At 68.9% G+C, this 20,170-nt stretch carries 13 protein-coding genes; 10 read left to right on the forward strand and 3 right to left on the reverse strand.

All coding sequences use genetic code 11. From position 1 onward, the window contains the following. Window positions 1–159: 159 nt before the first annotated feature. Window positions 160–1,344: an ROK family transcriptional regulator gene (locus tag OG734_RS09205; RefSeq protein ID WP_330286987.1), complete on the forward strand. Its 1,185-nt coding sequence runs from the start codon at window positions 160–162 to the stop codon at window positions 1,342–1,344. Between the two features lie 144 nt (window positions 1,345–1,488). Next, complete coding sequence (locus OG734_RS09210) at window positions 1,489–3,462, forward strand: glycoside hydrolase family 97 protein (RefSeq protein ID WP_330286988.1); 1,974 nt, start codon at window positions 1,489–1,491, stop codon at window positions 3,460–3,462. A 39-nt stretch (window positions 3,463–3,501) separates the two neighbouring features. Here the strand turns inward: OG734_RS09210 and OG734_RS09215 are convergent, their stop codons facing one another. Next, complete coding sequence (locus tag OG734_RS09215; RefSeq protein WP_330286989.1) at window positions 3,502–3,657, reverse strand: hypothetical protein; 156 nt, start codon at window positions 3,655–3,657, stop codon at window positions 3,502–3,504. 63 nt (window positions 3,658–3,720) lie between these two features. Here OG734_RS09215 and OG734_RS09220 point away from each other — a divergent pair, with 63 nt between their 5' ends. After that, window positions 3,721–6,060 (forward strand): alpha-L-fucosidase, encoded by a 2,340-nt coding sequence (locus OG734_RS09220; protein WP_330286990.1) that lies wholly within the window; start codon window positions 3,721–3,723, stop codon window positions 6,058–6,060. Between the two features lie 347 nt (window positions 6,061–6,407). Next, window positions 6,408–7,850 carry an NADP-dependent phosphogluconate dehydrogenase gene (gndA, locus tag OG734_RS09225; protein ID WP_330286991.1) on the forward strand — a complete coding sequence of 481 codons (1,443 nt, stop codon included), beginning with the start codon at window positions 6,408–6,410 and terminating at the stop codon, window positions 7,848–7,850. A 91-nt stretch (window positions 7,851–7,941) separates the two neighbouring features. Here gndA and OG734_RS09230 read toward each other — a convergent pair whose 3' ends face one another. Both OG734_RS09230 and OG734_RS09235 read right to left on the reverse strand, forming a co-directional pair. Continuing rightward, complete coding sequence (locus OG734_RS09230; protein WP_330286992.1) at window positions 7,942–9,438, reverse strand: cellulose binding domain-containing protein; 1,497 nt, start codon at window positions 9,436–9,438, stop codon at window positions 7,942–7,944. A 277-nt stretch (window positions 9,439–9,715) separates the two neighbouring features. After that, the gene (locus OG734_RS09235; protein WP_330286993.1) at window positions 9,716–11,038 is read right to left on the reverse strand and encodes a radical SAM protein; all 1,323 of its coding nucleotides are present in this window, start codon (window positions 11,036–11,038) and stop codon (window positions 9,716–9,718) included. 149 nt (window positions 11,039–11,187) lie between these two features. Between OG734_RS09235 and OG734_RS09240 the strand changes: the two genes are divergently transcribed. The 6 genes from OG734_RS09240 to OG734_RS09265 all read left to right on the forward strand — a co-directional run bounded on the left by OG734_RS09240 (window position 11,188) and on the right by OG734_RS09265 (window position 20,167). After that, entirely contained in the window at window positions 11,188–12,432 is a 1,245-nt protein-coding gene (locus OG734_RS09240; RefSeq protein WP_330286994.1) for an FAD-binding protein, read from the forward strand. Window positions 12,433–12,607: 175 nt separating this feature from the next. After that, the gene (locus OG734_RS09245; RefSeq protein WP_330293614.1) at window positions 12,608–13,843 is read left to right on the forward strand and encodes an ROK family transcriptional regulator; all 1,236 of its coding nucleotides are present in this window, start codon (window positions 12,608–12,610) and stop codon (window positions 13,841–13,843) included. A gap of 222 nt (window positions 13,844–14,065) precedes the next feature. After that, window positions 14,066–15,328: an ABC transporter substrate-binding protein gene (locus OG734_RS09250; protein ID WP_330286995.1), complete on the forward strand. Its 1,263-nt coding sequence runs from the start codon at window positions 14,066–14,068 to the stop codon at window positions 15,326–15,328. A gap of 20 nt (window positions 15,329–15,348) precedes the next feature. Continuing rightward, window positions 15,349–16,314: a carbohydrate ABC transporter permease gene (locus OG734_RS09255; protein WP_330286996.1), complete on the forward strand. Its 966-nt coding sequence runs from the start codon at window positions 15,349–15,351 to the stop codon at window positions 16,312–16,314. Then, window positions 16,311–17,207: a carbohydrate ABC transporter permease gene (locus tag OG734_RS09260; RefSeq protein ID WP_443064845.1), complete on the forward strand. Its 897-nt coding sequence runs from the start codon at window positions 16,311–16,313 to the stop codon at window positions 17,205–17,207. The genes OG734_RS09255 and OG734_RS09260 overlap by 4 nt, the downstream gene beginning before the upstream one ends. Window positions 17,208–17,236: 29 nt before the next feature. After that, window positions 17,237–20,167, forward strand: coding sequence for a glycoside hydrolase family 2 TIM barrel-domain containing protein (locus OG734_RS09265; RefSeq protein WP_330286997.1), 2,931 nt, complete (start codon window positions 17,237–17,239; stop codon window positions 20,165–20,167). The last annotated feature ends 3 nt before the right edge of the window (window positions 20,168–20,170 follow it).

Raw genomic sequence — 20,170 nt, forward strand, 5'->3', positions numbered from 1 at the left:
CCGCTGACGGGGTTGCAGCGAGCGGAGCGAGACGCAGGTTATGCGCGCTACACCCCTTCGTCAACAAGCCAGAAAAAGTCTGTGCACGGCAGTTCCAACGGCACGCCACCCGTGGTTACGATCAGGCGCCCAAGCCCCATCGAGCACAGGACAGCGCCGTTGAAGCGGACGTACCAGGACATACGCCGGACCAACCGTTTCGCGGTGATGCGGCATCTCATTGCCTCGGCGCCCGTCGTCAGGCGCGACATCGCCGCGGCCACCGGCCTGTCCGTGGCCACTGCCTCCGACATCGTCAACGAGTTGCACGAGTTCGGGCTTCTGGCCGAGATAGGACAGCAGGCTTCGGGGGGCGGACGCCCGCGGAACCTTCTCGCGCCCGCCCGCGAGGGCCCCCGGCTCATCGGCGTCGACATCGCCGAGACCTACGTCCACGTCGAGGTCTTCGATCCGTCTCTGCAGGTTCTGGCCAGAGCCGAGTACGAACTTCACCCGCACGACAACCCGCCGGACTACGTCGTGGACCGTATCGTCCGCGGAGTCGACGACGCGATCGCGCGGGCCCAGGTGGAGCGCGGCAGGATTCTCGGAGTCGGCGTCAGCATTCCCGGCCAGGTGCGCGCGGACGGCACAACCTCCGTCTTCGCCCCGAACTGGAACTGGAACGACGTACCGCTGCGAGCCCTGCTCACCGATCGGATCCCTGATCTACCGATCTTCCTCGACAACCCGCTGCGTGCGAGCACCGTCGCCGAACTGTGGTTCGGTGCCGCCCGAGGACGCGACGACGTCGCCGTCCTCACCCTGGGAACCGGCGTCGGCGCGGGCCTGGCCGTCCAGGGGGCGCTCTACCGCGGGGCCACGAACACGGCCGGCGAATGGGGCCACACCAACCTCGTCATCGACGGCCGCGAGTGCCGCCGGGGATGCGTCGGTTGCGTGGAGACCTACGTGGGCGCACCCGGCATCATGCAGCACCTCGCGGAGACCGACCCGGACAGCCCGCTCCTGCACCCCGACGACCAGACGGCGACCATCCACGCCCTGGCCGCCGCCCACGCGGCCGGCGACCCCGCCGCACAACAGGTGATCGCCACGACCGGCCGCTACCTCGGCATCGCCATCGCCAACCTGATCAACCTGTGCAACCCGCAGATCATCGTGCTCACCGGCTGGGTCGCCGACAGTCTGGGAAGCGCCGTCCTGCCGCACATACGCGCCACCGCCGCCCGCTACGCACTGGCCGAACCCTGGGAAGGCACCGAGATCAGTCTCTGCCCCATCGACCGCAACCCGGTCAGCCTCGGCGCAGCGACCCTCGTCCTGGAAGGGTTCCTGTCCTGACACTCCTGCTGTGAGCGGCTCCAGCTTGAGGACGGAACGCCCGCGCGTGCCCAACTGCGCCTGCGACCAGGAACATTTGACAGTATTTGTTCATTCTTATCTGTTTTCAAATCGAAATGCACGCAATGGAGAGGTGCACGAGTCATGGCAGATTCAGCGAGCCACGCCATACCTGACCAGCCGTCGGCCGACACCCCGGGACAGCTTTCGCGGCGTCGACTCCTCAAGGGCGCCGCCGTCACCATGGGAGCCGCGGCGCTGGGTGCCGGCGCCGCCGGGACGGCCGCGGCGGCCGACGCCTCGGTCACCGCGACGGCCCCCGACGGCAGCAACACCATCACGATGTCGCTGACTTCGGGCGCGCTCAGCTGGTCGGCGAAGCGAAAAGGCGCGACGGTGGTCGGCACTTCGACTCTCGGCCTCAAGCTGAGCGACGGGACGGTGCTCGGCTCCGCCGGCACGGTGATCACCAACTACCAGCACTGGACCATCGACAACACCTGGACTCCGGTGTACGGCCGCAACGCGACCGTCCGCGACCGGTACCAGGAGATGCGCTGGAACCTCCAGGACACCGCCTCGCTGATCAACTTCAGCCTCCAGATCCGCGCCTACCCGACCGGCGTAGCCTTCCGGTACGTGCTGCTCGACAAGGGCACCGCCACCATCGCCGACGAGCTGACCACGTTCGCATTCCCCGACAGCACCCTGGTCTACAGCGCGCGTGACGAGGACCCCTACAACCCGGTCGCGCCCGGCTCGATCCCCTCCACGGGCACCTCGACCACGGACACCGGCCCGCTGACCGACCTGCCGCTGACCGCCACCTACGCCGGCGGCAGCGTGATCGCCTGCATCTGCGAATCCTCCCGTCTCAACTTCCCGCGGCTGATGCTCAGCTCCGTGTCCGGGCAGCCGGGCACCCTCGCCGCCTACCTGATGGAGCACACCGCCCGCGGTTCGGGCACGGTCCAGACGACCACGACGGTCACCACACCGTTCGCCACGCCCTGGCGGGCGGTGGTGACCGGCTCCACCCACGCCGAACTGGTCGACAACGCCGAGCTGGTGCTCAACCTGGCCCCCGCGAACGCGTTGGCCGACACCTCGTGGATCAAGCCCGGCAAGGCCTTCCGGGTACAGCTGACCACCGCCGCCGGGATGGCGGGCGTCGATTTCGCCGTGGCTCGCGGCCTGCAGTACATCGAGTACGACGGCGGATGGTACGGCGACGCCGACCACAGCACCGACGCGACGAAGCCGATACCGGACATCGACCTGCCCTCGGTCATCTCCTACGCCACGAGCAAGGGCATCGGCGTCATCCTCTACGTCGACCGCAGAGCGGCGAGCAACCCCGACAGCCTGTTCGGCCTCTACAAGAGCTGGGGCGCCGCGGGCATCAAGCTCGGGTTCATCAACGACGGCACCCAGGCGATGACGAACCAGATCACGAGCTGGGTCAGGACGGCGGCCAAGTACAAGCTGCTGATCGACCTGCACGACGACGTGCGGCCGTTCGGCTACGAGCGCACCTACCCGAACTGGATCAGCATGGAGGGCGTGCGCGGCAACGAGCGCTTCCCCACCGCGAGCCACAACGTGACCCTGCCGTTCGCCCGCAACATCGGCGGGCCGCTGGACTACACCATCTGCTACGGCCAGTCGCGGGACCGGACCACCAACGTCCACCAGATGGCCATGGCGGCGGTCTTCTACCAGCCGCTGAACTTCCTGTACTGGTACGACTCCCCGTCCAGGTTCGCCAACACGTCCAACTGGCCGGGGCTGCCATGGTTCGACGCCATCCCCACCACCTGGGACGAGAGCCGCGCCCTCACCGGATCGATCGGCCAGTACGCCGCCGTCGCCCGCCGCCACGGCGACACCTGGTTCCTCGGAGCGATGACCAACGAGACGTCCCGGACCCTGTCGCTCCCGCTGACGTTCCTGGGCGGCGGAACATACACGGCGACCGTCTACGCCGACGGCACCCCGGGCACCAGCCCCTACCAGACGCCGGTCGTGGTCAGCACCCGGAGGGTCACCTCGGCCACCACGCTGGACGTGGCGATGGCTCCCGCGGGCGGTCAGGCGATCATCCTCAAACCGAGCTGACGCGACGGACGCGGCTTCCGTCGGTGATGGTGACGCACTTCAGGCGCCGTGGGTCGTGGAGTTGACGGAGTCGCCGGAGGAGCCGTTGACGTACGACGAGCCCCGCCCCCGCGGCACCCGGAGGCGGCTGCGGGAGACCCCATGTTTCTTGGTCAGCGATGACATGCGGCGCATCGCCCCGGTGCCCCCAGACATGCTCGCTCCACACCTGAGCCGCATGACCGTCCGTGCTGTTCTGTGCACAATCAGGAGAGAACCTTGTCCGAACCGCTGAGTCGCCGCCGAGTGCTGTCCGGCATGGCTGCCATGACGGTTGCCGCTGCCGTCTCACCGACGCTGGCGACACCCGCACACGCCGCCACCTCCCCTCAGCCGCTGCCCCTTCTCCCGCTGCGGATCCCCAAGTCGGAGCTGGGCATCGAGCAGCAGTCCAACGAGAAGCTCCAGTGGCTGCAGGACGCCAAACTGGGCATGTTCATCCACTGGGGTGTGTACTCGGGCCCGGCCAAGGGCGAGTGGTACATGGAGAACTCCGCGGTCACTCCGGAGAACTACAAGAAGTACTTCACCGACGCGACCACCGAGCAGTTCACGGCGAGCGCCTACAAGCCGGCCGACTGGGCCCAGCTGGCCAAGGACATGGGCGCGAAATACACCGTCCTGACGACCCGTCATCACGAGGGCTTCGCCCTGTGGCCGTCCACCCACCCGAACGCCTTCCATGCCGGACAGGCCCCGATGCAGCGGGACCTGGTCGGCGAGTACGTCACCGCCGTACGCGACGCCGGGCTCAAGGTGGGCCTGTACTTCTCCCCGCTGAGCTGGCGTTACCCCGGCTACTACGACGTCACCGGCACCAACTGCCTGCCGAACAAGTGGGGTTACACCACCGATCCCGCGCACAAGGAGAACGCGCGGATCATGAAGAACGAGGTGTACCAGCAGGTCAAGGAGCTGATGACCAAGTACGGCAAGATCGATGACATCTACTTCGACGGCGGCTGGCTGGGCCAACAAGGCACGGACGCGGACGCTGCCTTCTTCTGGGAGCCCGGAAAGGTTCGCGACAGCGCCAATCAGTGGCCGGTGGACGCCGCCTACAGCGATACCGACTCCGCCACCGGCAGCCCCCTCGGTGTGATGGGCCTGGTGCGCAAGCACCAACCCGACGTCGCGGTCAACCCGCGCTCCGGCTGGATGGGCGACTACCTCAGCGAGGAAGGCGGTTCGATCCCCTCCGGCGCCATGCGCACCGGGCTTCTGGCGGAGAAGAACTTCACCATCGGCGGTGCCTGGGGCTACAAGGCCGGCGCACCCGTGATGAGCTTCGGCACCATCTTGGCCATCCTGGTCAACGCCTGGGTGCGCAACATGGTCTGCCTGCTCAACATCGGTCCCGACCGGACCGGGGCGGTCCCCGCCGACCAGGCCGCAGTGGTGCGCCGGGTCGGTTCCTTCCTGACCTCCTGCGGCCAGGCCGTCTACGGCACCCGCGGCGGACCCTGGCAACCGGTGGACGGCAAGTACGGCTTCACGTCCAAGGACAGCACCTTCTACATCCATCTGCTGCCCGGCTACAGCGGAACCTCCTTCACCACCCCGTCGATCGGGGACGCCAAGGTCACGCGCGTCTTCGACGTCGCCGCGGGCACCGACCTCCCGTACACCGTCGGCGCGGACGGCAGGGTGACCATCACCGGCATCAACCGCACCCGCATCCCCGAGGACAGCGTCGTCGGGGTCACGCTGGACCGCTCCGTGCAGCCGGCCGACATCGCCGCCGGCAAGACCGCGACCGCCGACAGCGAGGAGACGTCCAAGGGCAACACCGCGGCCAAGGCGGTCGACGGAGCCACCGCCACCCGCTGGTGCGCGAACGACGGCAGCACCGGCCACTGGGTCAAGGTCGACCTCGGCTCGACCCGCTCGCTGACCGGCACCCGGGTCTCCTGGGAACTGGACAAGACCAACTACCGGTACAAGATCGAGGGGTCCACCGACAACAGCACGTGGACCACGCTCGTCGACAACACCGCCACCCCCGGCACGCGCCAGGTCCAGACGGCCGTGTTCCAGGCCCAGGCACGGTACGTCCGCGTCACCGTCACCGGGCTGCCCGCCGGGGTGTACGCGTCGATCCGCAACCTGGAGGTCTACGACCGTCCCTTCACCGCGGACCTGGGCGCCTACAAGGTGATCAACCGCAAGAGCGGCAAGGCACTGGACGTCGCCAACGCCTCGACAACCGACGGCGCCACGCTCATCCAGTGGCCCTACGGCGGCGGGACCAACCAGCAGTGGAGCCTCCTGCCGAACATTGACGGATCGTTCCGGCTGGTCAACGCCAAGAGCGGCAAGCTCCTGCAGAGCCCCGACAGCACCCAGGGCGCCGCCCTGACCCAGTTGTCCGACAACGGCGGCGACAACCAGTGGTGGAAGCTGGTCCCCTCGGCCACCAGCGGCTACTACCGGCTCGTCAACGTCCGCACCGGCTGGTGCGCCGACGTCAAGGACGCCTCCACCGCAGACGGTGCCAACGTCATCCAGTGGCCCTCCACCGGCGGCGCCAACCAGGACTGGCAGATCCTCGCGCTGTGACGGCGCATGGCAGGGGTGCGCCGCGGGACGGCGCGCCCCTGCCATGCCCTCTGGAAATCTGGTCGCCGGTGACTGTCGTGTCCCGGCCGTTCCGCTGTCGCCACCGGGGTGTTCGGCAGCCGACCACGTCAGGACAGCACCGGGCCTTCATCGTGGTCCCACCTCCTCGTTGTCCCTTCTGGTCGGCCCTCAGCACCCGGGCTCTGACGGCCGTCGCGGAAAGCTCTCTCACCCCAGGCGTGCCCTCGCTCCCGGCGCCATCGAATATCCGGCTGAACAACTGGGGCCCCACCAGCCGTAACTGATCTGTGTGGCGGTTGGGACCGCACCGAGCGAAGGAGCACACCATGAAGGCGACCGCGCAGATCGGCGTCACCGGCCTTGCGGTGATGGGCCGGAATCTGGCCCGGAACTTCGCCCGGCACGGTTACACCGTGGCCCTTCACAATCGGACCCCCGCCAGGACCAAGGCGCTGGTCGAGGATTTCGGGCACGAGGGCGACTTCGTGGCAGCCGAGACGGCTGAGCAGTTCGTGGCGGCCCTGGAGCGCCCTCGGCGGCTCATGATCATGGTGCAGGCCGGGGCGGCCACCGATGCGGTGGTCGACGAGTTCGCCGCGCTCCTGGAACCCGGCGACATGATCATCGACGGGGGCAACGCCCACTTCGCCGACACCCGCCGCCGGGAACAGGCCCTGCGCGGGCTCGGTATCCACTTCGTCGGTGTGGGTGTCTCGGGCGGTGAGGAGGGCGCGCTGAACGGGCCGAGCATCATGCCCGGCGGCTCTGCGGGGGCGTACGCCGCGCTCGGGCCGATGTTCGAGACGATCAGCGCCAAGGTGGACGGCGAGCCCTGTGTCACCCATGTCGGCACGGACGGCGCCGGGCACTTCGTGAAGATGGTCCACAACGGCATCGAGTACGCCGACATGCAGTTGATCGGCGAGGCCTATCATCTGCTGCGCCAGGTCGGCGGCTATGAACCGGCGCGGATCGCCGAGGTCTTCCGGCAGTGGAACAAGGGCCGTCTCGACTCGTATCTGATGGAGATCACCGCCGAGGTGCTCGCCCACACCGACGCCGCCACAGGCAGACCCTTCGTGGACGTGGTGGCCGACGCCGCCGGGCAGAAGGGCACGGGCCGCTGGACCGTACGCACGGCCCTGGAGCTCGGTTCCCCGGTCACCGCCATAGCCCAGGCCACCTTCGCCCGCGCCGCCTCGGGCCAGCGGGCCCTGCGCGCCGCGTACCGGGAGCTGCCCGGCGGAACCAGCTGGGACCTCACCGCGTACGAGGCGGAGCGGTTCGCCTGTCTGGTCGAGCACGCCCTGTACGCGTCGAAGCTCATCGCCTACGACCAGGGCTGGAAGATGATCCTGGACGCGTCGGCGGAGTACGGCTGGGACATCGACCTCGGCGCGATCGCGAAAATCTGGCGCGGCGGCTGCATCGTCCGCGCCGCCTTCCTCGACCGGGTCCGCGGCGCCTACGCCGTTGATCCCTGCCGGGTCACCCTGCTCACCGAGGAGGGGTTCGCGGCCGAGATCGCCGACGCCCAGGTCCCCTGGCGCGAGGTCGTCGCCACGGCCGCCCGGCACGGCGTCCCGGTCCCTGCCTTCTCCGCCGCCCTCTCGTACTACGACACCCTGCGCGCCGAGCGTCTGCCGGCCGCCCTCACCCAGGGGCAGCGCGACTACTTCGGCGCCCACACCTACCGGCGCACCGACCGCGAGGGCCGCTTCCACACCCTCTGGGAGCGGGCCGACCGGAGTGAGACCGAGGTGATCTGACCTCGGGCCCGCCCGAACCGCAAGAACGGTCCGGCCACGCCTGTAGCGGTATCGCTCGACGTGGCCGGCCCAGGTTCTGACTGCAGGGGACTCAGCTCGTGCAGCTGCTGCCGTTCAGTGTGAAGTCGAACGGGGCCGCGTTGCTGCCCTGCCAGCTGGAGAGGAAGCCGAAGGAGACCGTGCCGTCCGCCGCGACCGTTCTGTTGTAGTCGGCGGACGTGGCCGTGACGCGGGCGCCGTCCTGCGCGAAGTTCGCGTCCCACATCTGGCTGACCTGCTGGCCGTTGCGGAAGCTCCAGGCGATGGTCCAGCCGTCGATGGCCTTCGCGGAGGTGACGCTGATGGTGGCCTGGAAGCCGTCGGGCCACTCGTTGACGAGGTCGTACTCGACCTCGCAGGACACCGGGTCGCTCTTGTCGGGGCTCGGCTTCGGTGTCCCGCCGGGCTCCGTGGACGAGGAGGTGCCCTGGGGCTCCGGGTCGGGCTTGTCGGCGGGCGTCGGGGACGAGCCGGTGTCCGAGTCCGACGGCAGGGGGGACGCGGACGGGGTGGCACCCACCGGCACGGTCAGGCCGGACGGCAGGACGGGCGCCGGGTCCACCACGGGCTTGTTGTCGGTCGCGCCGCCCCGCGCGGTGGCGTCGCCGCCCGAGCCGTCGAAGGGCATCAGCGAGACCGTGAGCGTCAGCGCCGAGACGATGACGGCCGCGACCATGATCGCCGTACGTCCGATGCGCGGGCGGAACTCCCCGATGGTGAGACCGGTGTTCACGCCCGCCTCGGTGCGCCCGCCGAGCAGACCGGCCTCGGCCGCGCGGCGGCGCCGTTCCAGGTAGGCGAGCCCGCCCCAGCCGATGACACCGCCGGCGAGCGCGGCGGGCAGTCCGCCGATCCCGCCGTACAGCCGCAGACAGGCGGCGGCCTCGGCGCAGTCCACGCAGGTCGCGAGGTGCCGGGAGAGGTCCTCGGGGACCTCGGCGCCCTGCGAGCGGGTGACCGCGTCGAGCAGCCGGGCGAAGCTGCGGCAGTGGGGGCTCATCGGGGTGTCGAGGAGGTTGCGCTGGCAGCGGTCCCTGAACAGGACGCGTACCTGGGCGAGTTCCTCGGCGACGCTCTCCGGGTCGAGGCCGAGCCGACGGGCCACCTGGGGCAGCGGCAGCGCCTCCACCTCGGCCAGCCAGAGCAGGGCGGCGTCCGGTTCCTGCATGTCGCGCAGGGTGCGCAGGGCGAGCGGGCGGCGCAGCGGCGGCCCCACGTACCGGGCGGCCTGGTCGGAGTTGAGCCACAGCCGCAGGTCGGGGGCGAGATGGTTGCCGTGCCCGGTCTCCTCCCAGGACGCGGCGGTACTGCGAACTGCCGCAAGCAGCAGGGGTATCCAGGGCAGGCGGGGTATGCGGCGCCCGGTGCTGCGGGCCCCGAAGTCGGCGGCCCGGGCCGCGTGGATACCGTGCGTGAACGCCTCGGCGGCCAGTTCGGTGCCGGCGGACGAGCCGGACGTGCACAGGTCGGCGTACGAGAGGACCGCGTCCCAGCACTCGGAGAACAGCGCTGCTTCGGCGGCGTCCTGAGGGGTCGGCAGATCTGGCATATGGGGGGACTCCAGCATCAACGGCTTGCACACGCCAACGTCAAGGTCAAGGCAAAACGTCAACTACCCCCAGGAACAGGGGAGTTGGGGAACGTTTCCCAAAGCGGAGCCCAGAGCTTTTCACGTTTCCCGCACAACTGACAAGCGACGTACTCACATGTCGCCATCTGTCAATGCGGGCTCACCCTACGGTGGTCACGAGGTGCGAAAAACGACCGGATTCGTTCCCCTTGAGTCCGACCACCGTCCCCCCATACGGATCGCGGCGGCGTTCCGTTCAGACCGTCGGCACCGAATCCCGGGCCGGCAGACTGTCCATGAAGGAGCTGACGGAGAATACCGCGCGACCGGGGCCGGGTTCGCCGTAACCGGGGGGCGCGGCGAGGCCGAAGTCGTCCATCGTGGCGCGGTAGGCCTCCAGCAGACGGATGTGGTACTCCAGCGGCGCGCCCTGGGGGTTGGCCTTGCCGAGCGGGGTGGTGGGCTCGGGGCACCAGGTGGTGAAACGGGGCGTGATGCCGTGCGACATGAAGAAGCGCAGGCCCTCGGTGGTGGAGGCGATCGCCTCGTCGACCGTCGTGAACCCGGACGGCGCGGCCATCTCCACGCCGGCCACGAAGTTGGGGATGACGTTGTGCGCGCCGAAGACCTCCGCCGAGTCGAGGATGCGCTTGTGCCACTCGTCGCGGCCTACGTAGCGCTCCTTGCCGGGGCAGTACAGCTCGAAGAGCCGGCGGTCCCACACCTCGTAGTTGGGGTGGTAGATCTGCACGCCGTAGTCCTTGAAGCGCTGTACGTCGTCCTTCGGCAGTGCCTGGGCGACGACCTTGCCGATCCAGCGTCCCGGGAAGTGCTCCTCGATGGCCTTGGCGTACATGCCGTAGAAGTCGGCCTCGTCACGGCCCTGGAGCTTGGAGGTGATCGCGCCGCCGGTGAGGGTGTAGGCGGTGGAGGCCTTCGCCGTGTCGTAGCGGTCGATGATCTCCAGGGCTTCCAGGACCTCGTCGACGTCCTTCACGCCCGTGTAGGGCCGCCCGGCCGCCTTGTGCTGGCGCCAGTTGTGGTTGATGTCGCAGTACTGGCACTCCTCCTTGGCGCCGAAGTACTGGCAGACCCGGAAGACGGTCAGGTAGATCAGATAGCCCCACTGGATGGTCGGGGCCACCTCCATGACCGACTTCCCGTTGGAGAGGGTGTGGCGGTAGTACTCCGGCATGGGCGGCACGCCGACGTCGGAGATCCGCTTCCCGTCCAGGTAGAGGCCGAGGACGCCGTCCTCGTCGGCGGCCACCCGGTAGGGCGACGCCGGGTTCACCCGCACCGACACGACGGTCCGGCGCAGGTCGTACGGGCCGCCGGTGAGGATGATCTCCTCCGGCGGGCGGCGCAGCGCGGCCTCGCCCAGCTCGGGGAGGGTGCCGTGGTCGAAGGAGAAGATGAAGTACGACTTCGGCTTGACGTCGCCGCCCTCATTGTCGCTGAGCGCGGACGGATCGAAGGCCACACCACCCCTGAGCAGGTCTTCCTTGAAGACGGCTTCCCGCGGTACGTGGGGAAAGCGCTCCATCAGATCCTCGACCAGCGCGGTGCGGCTGCCCATCCCGTGTCTCCTCCAGCTCCGGCGGTACTCCGGCGTTCGACTCCTCACGGTATGCCCCCGCCTGCGTGTCCGTGGCTGCGGGGCCCCTCGGGCATGTCACGCGCCGCCCCGTGAGAGGGTCGACGCATCTGAGCGGAGGGACAAACCCCATGGCCGAGGCGCTGACCAACTGGGCGGGCAACATCATCTACACGCCCGAGGAGCTGCACCGACCGCGTTCCCTGGACGCCCTGCGGGCGCTCGTGGCGGACAGCGAGCGGGTGCGGGTGCTGGGCAGCGGCCACTCGTTCAACGAGATCGCCGAGCCGGGCGCGGGCGGTGTCCTGCTCTCCCTGTCCGCGCTGCCGCAGGAGGTCGACGTGGACACGGCGGCCCGTACGGTCCGGGTCGGGGGCGGGGTCCGGTACGCGGAGCTGGCGCGGGTCGTCCACGGGCGCGGGCTCGCGCTGCACAACATGGCGTCCCTGCCGCACATCTCGGTGGCGGGGTCGGTGGCCACCGGTACGCACGGCTCGGGGGTCGACAACGGTGCGCTCGCCGCCGCGGTGCGCGAGGTCGAGCTGGTCACGGCGGACGGCTCCACGGTGACGATCACGCGGGGCGAGGAGCGGTTCGAGGGCACGGTCACCGCGCTCGGCGCCCTGGGAGTCGTCACGGCCCTCACCCTGGACCTGGAGGCGGACTTCGAGGTCGAGCAGTACGTGTTCACCGAACTGCCGCTGGACGGGCTGGACTTCGAGGCCGTCGCCGGTGCCGCGTACAGCGTGAGTCTGTTCACGGACTGGCGCGCGCCGGGCTTCCGCCAGGTGTGGCTGAAGCGGCGTACCGACCAGGCTCGGCCGGACTTCCCGTGGGCCGCGCCCGCCACCGAGGCGATGCACCCGGTGCCGGGCATGCCGGCCGTGAACTGCACCGAGCAGTTCGGGGTGCCGGGGCCCTGGCACGAGCGACTCCCGCATTTCCGGGCGGAGTTCACGCCGAGCAGCGGCGAGGAGCTCCAGTCGGAGTACCTGCTGCCGCGCCCGTACGCCCTGGACGCCCTGCGTTCGCTCGACGCGATCCGGGACGTCGTCGCGCCGGTGCTGCAGGTGTGCGAGGTCCGGACGATCGCCGCCGACACCCAGTGGCTGAGTCCGGCGTACGGGCGGGACAGCGTGGCCTTCCACTTCACCTGGGTGGCGGACACCGACGCGGTGCTGCCCGTGGTGCGGCGGGTCGAGGCGGCGCTCAACCCGTTCGGGCCGCGTCCGCACTGGGGCAAGGTGTTCGCCGTACCGGCGGAGGTGGTGCGCGGACGGTATCCGCGGCTGTCGGACTTCAGGGCGCTGGCGGCCTTCCTCGACCCGTCGGCGAAGTTCACGAACGCGTTCGTGCGTGAGGTGCTCGGCGACTGACCTCCGGCCAGGGGCGGCGCCACGTGCGGGTGGACTTTCTTCAGCCCCTTTCCTAACCCCTTGTCGAACCTCCCCCGCTGCCCATAGCCTTGCGCCGCGCCGGTGCCGTCGTGCTCCGGTCTGTCCGCATTCAGATCTGCACTGAGGTCTGCACGGCGAGGGGGCAAGCCCGGTGGTGAAGCGCACTTCACGTGATATCCGCACCGCGAACCGCTATGAGGTGCTGCGCCAGATCATCGCCCACTCTCCTACCTCCCGGCAGGAGCTGGCCGCCGCCAGTGGGCTGAGTCTGGCCACGGTCGCCACGCTCGTCGGCGAGCTGCTCGAGCTGCGGATGATCACGGAGGTCGGGTTCGAGGACTCGGCGGGCGGCCGTCCCCGGGGCCTCGTGGCTGTCAACGCGTCGGGGGGCGCGTTGATCGGCGTCGACATCGCGGAGACGTACGTCCATGTCGAGCTGTTCGACCTCGCGCTGAACGTGCTGGCCCGCGCCGACGAGGACATGCGTCCCGGCGAGAGCCTGCCCGAGCAGGTGGTCAGCCATGTGGCCGCCGCCGTCGGGTCCGTGGTCGCGCAGGCGGGCATCGAGGGCGCGCGGGTGCTGGGCGTCGGGGTGAGTGTGCCGGGGCAGGTGGACCGGGACACCGGCGTCTCGGAGTACGCGCCCAACTGGGACTGGCACGACGTGCCGCTGCTCGACCTGCTGTCCGAGGTCATCGCCTACCCCCTCTACCTGGACAATCCGCTGCGCGCGGGCGCGGTCGCCGAGATGTGGTTCGGGGCGGCGCGCGGGCGCGAGGACGTGGTGGTGGTCAACCTCGGGACGGGAGTCGGCGCCGGACTCGCGCTCCATGGCGCGCTGTACCGGGGGGTGAGCAACAGTGCCGGCGAGTGGGGTCACACCACGCTCGTCCTGGACGGGCGGTTGTGCCGATGCGGCAACCACGGCTGCGTGGAGGCCTATGTCGGCGCGCCGGGCATCATGCTGAACCTGCGGGAGCTCAGCCCGCAGAGCCCGCTGCTGCATCCCGAGGACCAGACCGCCACCATCGACGCGCTGGCCCGCGGCGTGGAGGCGAACGACCCCGTGGCCATCAAGGTCGTACGGGAGACGGCCCGTTACATCGGCGCGGGCATCGCGAACCTGGTCAACGTCCTCAACCCCGAAGTGGTCGTGCTCAGCAGCTGGGTCGCGCGCAGGCTCGGCGAACCACTGCTGCGCGAAGTGCGCGAGGCCGTCGGTCGGCACGCGCTCAGGCGGCCGTTCGCCGCCACCGAGATCGTCCTCTCCCCCATCCCCACCGATCCGGCGTGCCTGGGTGCGGCGACGTTCGCCCTGGAAGGCGCGCTGTCCTCGGTCATCCAGCGGTCGTCGGCCGCCCGGCGCACTGGCCCGATGCCACTGAAATAGATCTGGTCCAATCGTCAATCACCTTCGCGCGAACCGCCGTTGAGCGGTCCGCCACTTCGCCATGTCCGACATGCCGAACACTCCGCAACGTTTCGAACGGGCTTCGTCCAACCCCTTGCCGAAGCCTTAGCCGAAGGTTAACGTCCCGCTCCGCACCTCCTGTTTCAGCCACTCGGCGTTGAGCCCGTGGCCCGCAGCCGCACCAGAGACAAGGACGTCACCATGTCGGCCATGAGCAGCAACTGGGACCGCCGATCCATCCTCCGCGCCGCAGCAGGCCTGTCCGCCGCGGGCGCGCTGACCGCCTGTGGCGGCAACAACGGCCGCTCCGGTGGGGGAAGTTCGGGCACGAACCTCACGCAGTACTTCCACGCGTACGGCGAGGCGGGCACCGAGCAGGCCATCAAGAAGTACGCCAAGGCCTACGACAAGGCCAACGTGACCACGCAGTGGATCACCAGCGCCGACTTCGAGAGCAAGCTCTTCGCGACGCTGCTCACCAAGAGCGCGCCCGACCTCTTCGAGTTCCACCCGCAGATCCAGATGATCAAGAGCGGCCAGGTGGCGGACCTGACCGACATCATCGAGCCGGTCAAGTCGGACTTCAACCCGGCGGACATCAAGTCGCACACGGTCGACGGCAAGATCTACGGCGTCCGGATGATCGACGACCCGCAGTTCTTCTTCTACCGCAAGTCGATGCTGGAGGCGGCCAAGGTCGAGGTGCCGACCACGCTCGACGAGCTGATGGAGGCCGCCGCCAAGCTGACCACCAACAAGGTCAAGGGCCTGTACATCGGCAACGACCTGCACAACGTCATCAACCCGATGATCTGGTCGGCCGGCGCCGACACCCTCAATGAGAAGAACGAGATCGCCTACCACACGGACGGCGTCGTCGAGGGCATCAAGAAGATGCGCAAGCTGTTCACCAGCGGCGACCTTCTCCTCGGCGCGCCGACCGAGTCCTGGGACCCCTCCTCGCTCAACCAGGGCCTGTGCGCCATCCAGTTCTGCGGCATGTGGGCGATGCCGGGGATCCAGGCCGCGCTCGGCGACGACTGGGGCGTCTTCCCCTTCCCGAAGACCGTCGACTCCGGCAAGCAGTCGGTCTACAACGGCGGCTGGTCGATGTTCGTCAACGCCAAGAGCGAGAACGTCGAGGCCGCCAAGGAGTACGTCAAGTGGCTGTGGATCGACCAGAAGCAGTACCAGGAGGAGTGGGCCACCAACTTCGGCTTCCACATCCCGCCGCGCGCCTCGCTCGCGCAGTCGGCCACCAAGCTCAAGTCGGGCAACGCCGCTGAGGGCGTCAAACTCTTCAACGAGTTCGGGCACTTCGACAACATCGGCTGGACCCAGGCCATGATCACCGCCCTCGAGGACGTCTTCGCCAACTCCGTCCGCAAGGACATGGACCCGGAGGCCGCGCTCGACAAGGCCGACGCGGCAGTCAACCGCGAGCTCAAGAAGCTGTTCGGATAGGCCGCGGGACGGACCACGAGATGTCGACGACGAACACGCGCGACCTCGCGCGCCCCGCCCCGGCGAAGGCCTCACCGGCCAAGCCGCGGCGGGGTCTGCGGGGCAGCCCCACCTTCAACTTCTGGCTCTTCACCGGGCCGTTCCTCATCGGCCTGGCGATCTTCGTCTACGCGCCGATCCTCTGGAGCCTCTGGCTCAGCTTCTTCGAGGCCCGCTTCACCGTCACGCCCGACAAGTTCGTCGGCTTCGAGAACTACACGTACATGCTGACGAACGACGACTTCGTCGGCTCGCTCGGCACCTTCACCGCCTTCGCCGCGTTCATCGTGCCCACCACCTGGGCGCTCTCGCTGGGGCTGGCCCTGCTGGTGAACCGGCTACGCTTCATGCGGGCGTTCTTCCGGTCGGTCTTCTTCCTGCCGACCGCCTGCAGTTACGTGGCCGCCTCGATGATCTGGAAGATGTCCATCTTCAGCGGCGTCCGGTTCGGCCTGATGAACACGGTCCTCGGCTGGTTCGGGATCGAGAACATCGCCTGGCTGGCCGACCCCAATCCGCCCTGGTACTGGGTGGTCATCGTCAGCGCGCGGCTGTGGCTGCAGGCCGGCTTCTACATGATCCTGTTCATCGCCGCGCTGCAGAACATCCCGGGCGAGCTGTACGAGGCCGCCGCCATCGACGGCGCCAAGCCGGGCTGGCAGACCTTCCGCTACATCACCCTGCCCCAGCTGCGCGCCACGTCCACCGCCGTGGTCCTGCTGCTGCTGGTCGCCGCGTACCAGGCCTTCGACGAGTTCTACAACCTCCTGTCGAAGACCACCTGGGGCCGCCCGCCCCTCCTCGAGCTGTACTACAAGGCCCTGGGCGAGAGCCAGGACTACGGTGCCGGCAGCGCGGGAGCGCTCATCCTGACCGTGCTGATCTGTGCCGTGACCCTGCTCCAGGGCAAGCTCATGGGCTTCGGAAGGGGGGAGGAGTCCAAGTGACCACCACGATGCCCGAGGTACGGGAATCCACACCACCGCCGGACAAGCCCCGTCGCGTCAAGCACGGTGGCGGCGTGATGAGTTCCACCGGGCTCTACATCGCCACCGGGATCGCCGGCCTCCTCTTCCTGGTCCCGTTCTACCTGCTGGTCCGCAACGCCCTCTCCACGGACGCCGACATCACCGGCGAGAACTGGAAGTTCTTCCCCACGGACATCCAGTGGGGCAACATCAGCGAACTGTTCAACGACGGGACGGTGCCCTTCGCCCAGTCCCTGTGGAACTCGGCGGTAGTGGCCACCCTGCACACCGTCGGCGTCCTGCTGGTGTGCTCGCTGGCGGGCTACGGTCTGGCCCGCATCCCGTACAAGCACGCCAACAAGGTCTTCTACGCCGTCCTGGGGACCCTGATGGTCCCGACGGCGGTCACCTTCGTCCCGAGCTTCGTGCTGGTCTCGTCGCTCGGCTGGGTGGACACCTACCAGGGTCTCATCGTCCCGGGCCTGTTCAGTGGTTTCACCTGCTTCCTGTTCCGGCAGTATTTCCTGGGGTTCCCCAAAGAGCTGGAGGAGGCGGCGCGCGTGGACGGCCTGGGCTACTGGGGTGCGTACTGGCGCATCGTGGTGCCCAACTCGCTGAACTTCTTCGCGGCGATGGCGACCATCACCTTCATCCAGGGCTGGAACTCCTTCCTGTGGCCGCTGGTCATCGGTCAGAGTCCGGATGCGTGGACCGTTCAGGTTGCGCTGTCCAACTACATGAGCAACCAGACCGTCATCTTCCATATGGTCTTCATGGCCACCGCCTTTTCCATCCTGCCCCTGGTGTTCGTGTTCCTCTTCCTCCAGCGCTGGCTGGTGCAGGGGATCGCACAGACCGGCATCAAGGGCTGAGCCGCCTATCGGGCTGAACTAGGAGACCGATGTCCTTCCGCACCACGGCCACCTCGACCGACTACGTCGAGGACGTCTCACCCGGCAGCGGGGCCCTTTTGCCCCGCGCCTGGTACGCGTCCTCGGACGCCGCTTCGCTGTCCCTGAACGGCAGCTGGAGTTTCAGGCTGTCGCCGACCGCCGACGGCGCGGACGACTCGTTCGCCGAGCCGGGCTTCGACACCGGGGACTGGGCCGAGGTGACGGTCCCCGGTCACTGGGTCCTCCAGGGCGACGGGGCCTTCGGTGCTCCGATCTACACCAACGTTCTCTACCCGTTCCCGGTGGACCCGCCGCGCGTGCCGACCCAGAACCCGACCGGCGACCACCTGCACGTCTTCGACCTGCCGTCCGACTGGCCCGACCTGTCGGACGGCGGGGCGGTGCTGCGCTTCGACGGGGTCGAGTCGTGTGCCCGGGTGTGGCTGAACGGCACGGACATCGGCGAGTTCAAGGGCTCGCGCCTGGCGCACGAGTTCGCGGTCGGGCACCTGCTGAAGCCCGGCGGCAACGTCCTCGCCGTCCGGGTCCACCAGTGGTCGGCGGGCTCGTACCTGGAGGACCAGGACCAGTGGTGGCTGCCGGGCATCTTCCGGGACGTCACGCTGCTGCACCGCCCGGCGGGCAGTGTCCTCGACTTCTTCACGCACTCCTCGTACGACCACACGACCGGTGAGGGCACCCTCCGCGTCGAGTCCGACGTCGACGGGCGGGTCACCGTCCCCGAGCTGGACATCGATGTCAGGACGGGCGAGCCGGTGACGGTCGCGGTCGAACCGTGGACCGCCGAGACGCCCCGCCTGTACGAGGGTGAGCTGGTCACGGAGGGCGAGCGGGTTCCGTTGCGCATCGGCTTCAGGACCGTGGAACTGGCGGACGGGCTCATCAAGGTCAACGGCAGGGCCGTCCTCTTCAAGGGCGTCAACCGGCACGAGTGGCACCCCGAGAAGGGGCGCGCCCTCGACCTGGAGACCATGCGGGCCGACGTGCTGCTGATGAAGCGGCACAACGTCAACGCCGTCCGCACCTCGCACTACCCGCCGCACCCGGCCTTCCTCGACCTGTGCGACGAGTACGGCCTGTGGGTCATCGACGAGTGCGACCTGGAGACCCACGGCTTCACCGAGCAGAACTGGCGCGACAACCCCGTCGACGACGACCGCTGGACCCCGGCCCTCCTGGACCGCGCGTCCCGGATGGTCGAGCGCGACAAGAACCATCCTTCGGTCGTCATCTGGTCGCTGGGCAACGAGGCCGGCACCGGACGCGGTCTGACCGCCATGGCCGAGTGGATCCACGGCCGCGACAGCTCCCGGCTCGTGCACTACGAGGGCGACTGGGACTGCCGCGACACGGACATGTACTCCCGCATGTACGCCGACCACGCGGAGACCGAGCGCATCGGCGGGCGCCTGGACGGCGGCACCGAGAAGCGCCGCCAACTGCCCTTCATCCTCTGCGAGTACGGGCACGCCATGGGCAACGGCCCCGGCGGCATCGCCGACTACCAGCGCATCTTCGAGGCCCACGAACGCACCCAGGGCGGCTTCATCTGGGAGTGGATCGACCACGGCATCAAGGACGAACGGTTCGGCTACGCGTACGGCGGGGACTTCGGCGAGGAGCTGCACGACGGCAACTTCGTCTGTGACGGACTGATCTTCCCGGACCGGACGCCGTCACCGGGGCTCGTCGAGTACAAGAAGGTCATCGAGCCGGTCCGGATCGACGGTGACGGCACGGACGGCACCGTGCGCGTGACCAACGCGTACGACTTCGCCGACCTGTCCGCGCTCACCTTCGAGTGGTCGTACGACGTCGACGGCACGACGGTCCAGGCCGGCACCCTGGCGGTGCCCGCGACCCTCGCCCCCGGCGAGTCGGCCGACGTGAAGCTGCCCGAGCCGCCGTCCGACGGCCAGGGCGCCGAAACCCGCTGGACCGTGCGGGCCATGCTCGCCGAGGACACGGCGTGGGGACCGAAGGGGCATCCGGTGGCGTGGGGCCAACTCCCCGTCCAGGCACGCACCCTGGTGAACGTCGCCGCGAGCGAGCGTCCCGCCGAGTCCAGATTGCTGCGGATCAGCACAGGGGGCGAGCCTTCCGCCCGCGACGAGTGGGACGGCATCATGCTCGGTCCTGCCGTATTCAGCCCGTCGACCGGCGCATTGATGTCGATCAACGGGGTCGATGTCATCGGCCCGAAGCTGGACGTCTGGCGGGCGCCCACCGACAACGACGACGGCGCTGCCTGGCAGCCCGACGAGCGCTACGGCATGCTCTGGCGCAAGCTGGGCCTGCACCGTATGCAACACCGCCTGGATTCCGTCGAGTTGGGTGAGGACGCGCTGACGGTACGGACCCGGGTGGCGCCTGCGGCGGCCGAGTTGGGCCTGAACACGGTGTACCGCTGGACGTCCGACGGCGACAAGCTGAGGCTGACCGTGTCCGTCGTCCCGGAGGGCGACTGGACGCTGCCGCTGCCGAGGCTCGGTATCCGTCTCGGGCTGTCGGGCGCGGACCGCGTGACCTGGTTCGGCGGCGGCCCCGGCGAGGGCTATCCCGACACCAAGTCGGCCTCCATGCTGGGCCGTTGGGAGACCACCGTCGACGACCTCCAGACTCCCTACGTCCGCCCGCAGGAGAACGGCGCCCGTGCCGACGTCCGCTGGGCGGAGATCGGCGGGCTGCGGGTCGACGGCGACCCGGAGTTCTGGTTCACGGCCCGCCGCTGGACCAGCGAACAGCTCGACGCGGCCGACCACCTCACCGACCTGACGCCCACCGACACGGTGTGGGTCAACCTCGACCACGGGCAGCAGGGCATCGGCTCGCAGTCCTGCGGGCCGGGCGCGCTTGAGCAGTACCTGCTGCGGGTGGCGCCGGCGGAATTCTCGTTTGTGTTCTCCGCCATCGAATGATCG

The organism is Streptomyces sp. NBC_00576 (genome assembly GCF_036345175.1).
Classification (GTDB): Bacteria; Actinomycetota; Actinomycetes; order Streptomycetales; family Streptomycetaceae; genus Streptomyces.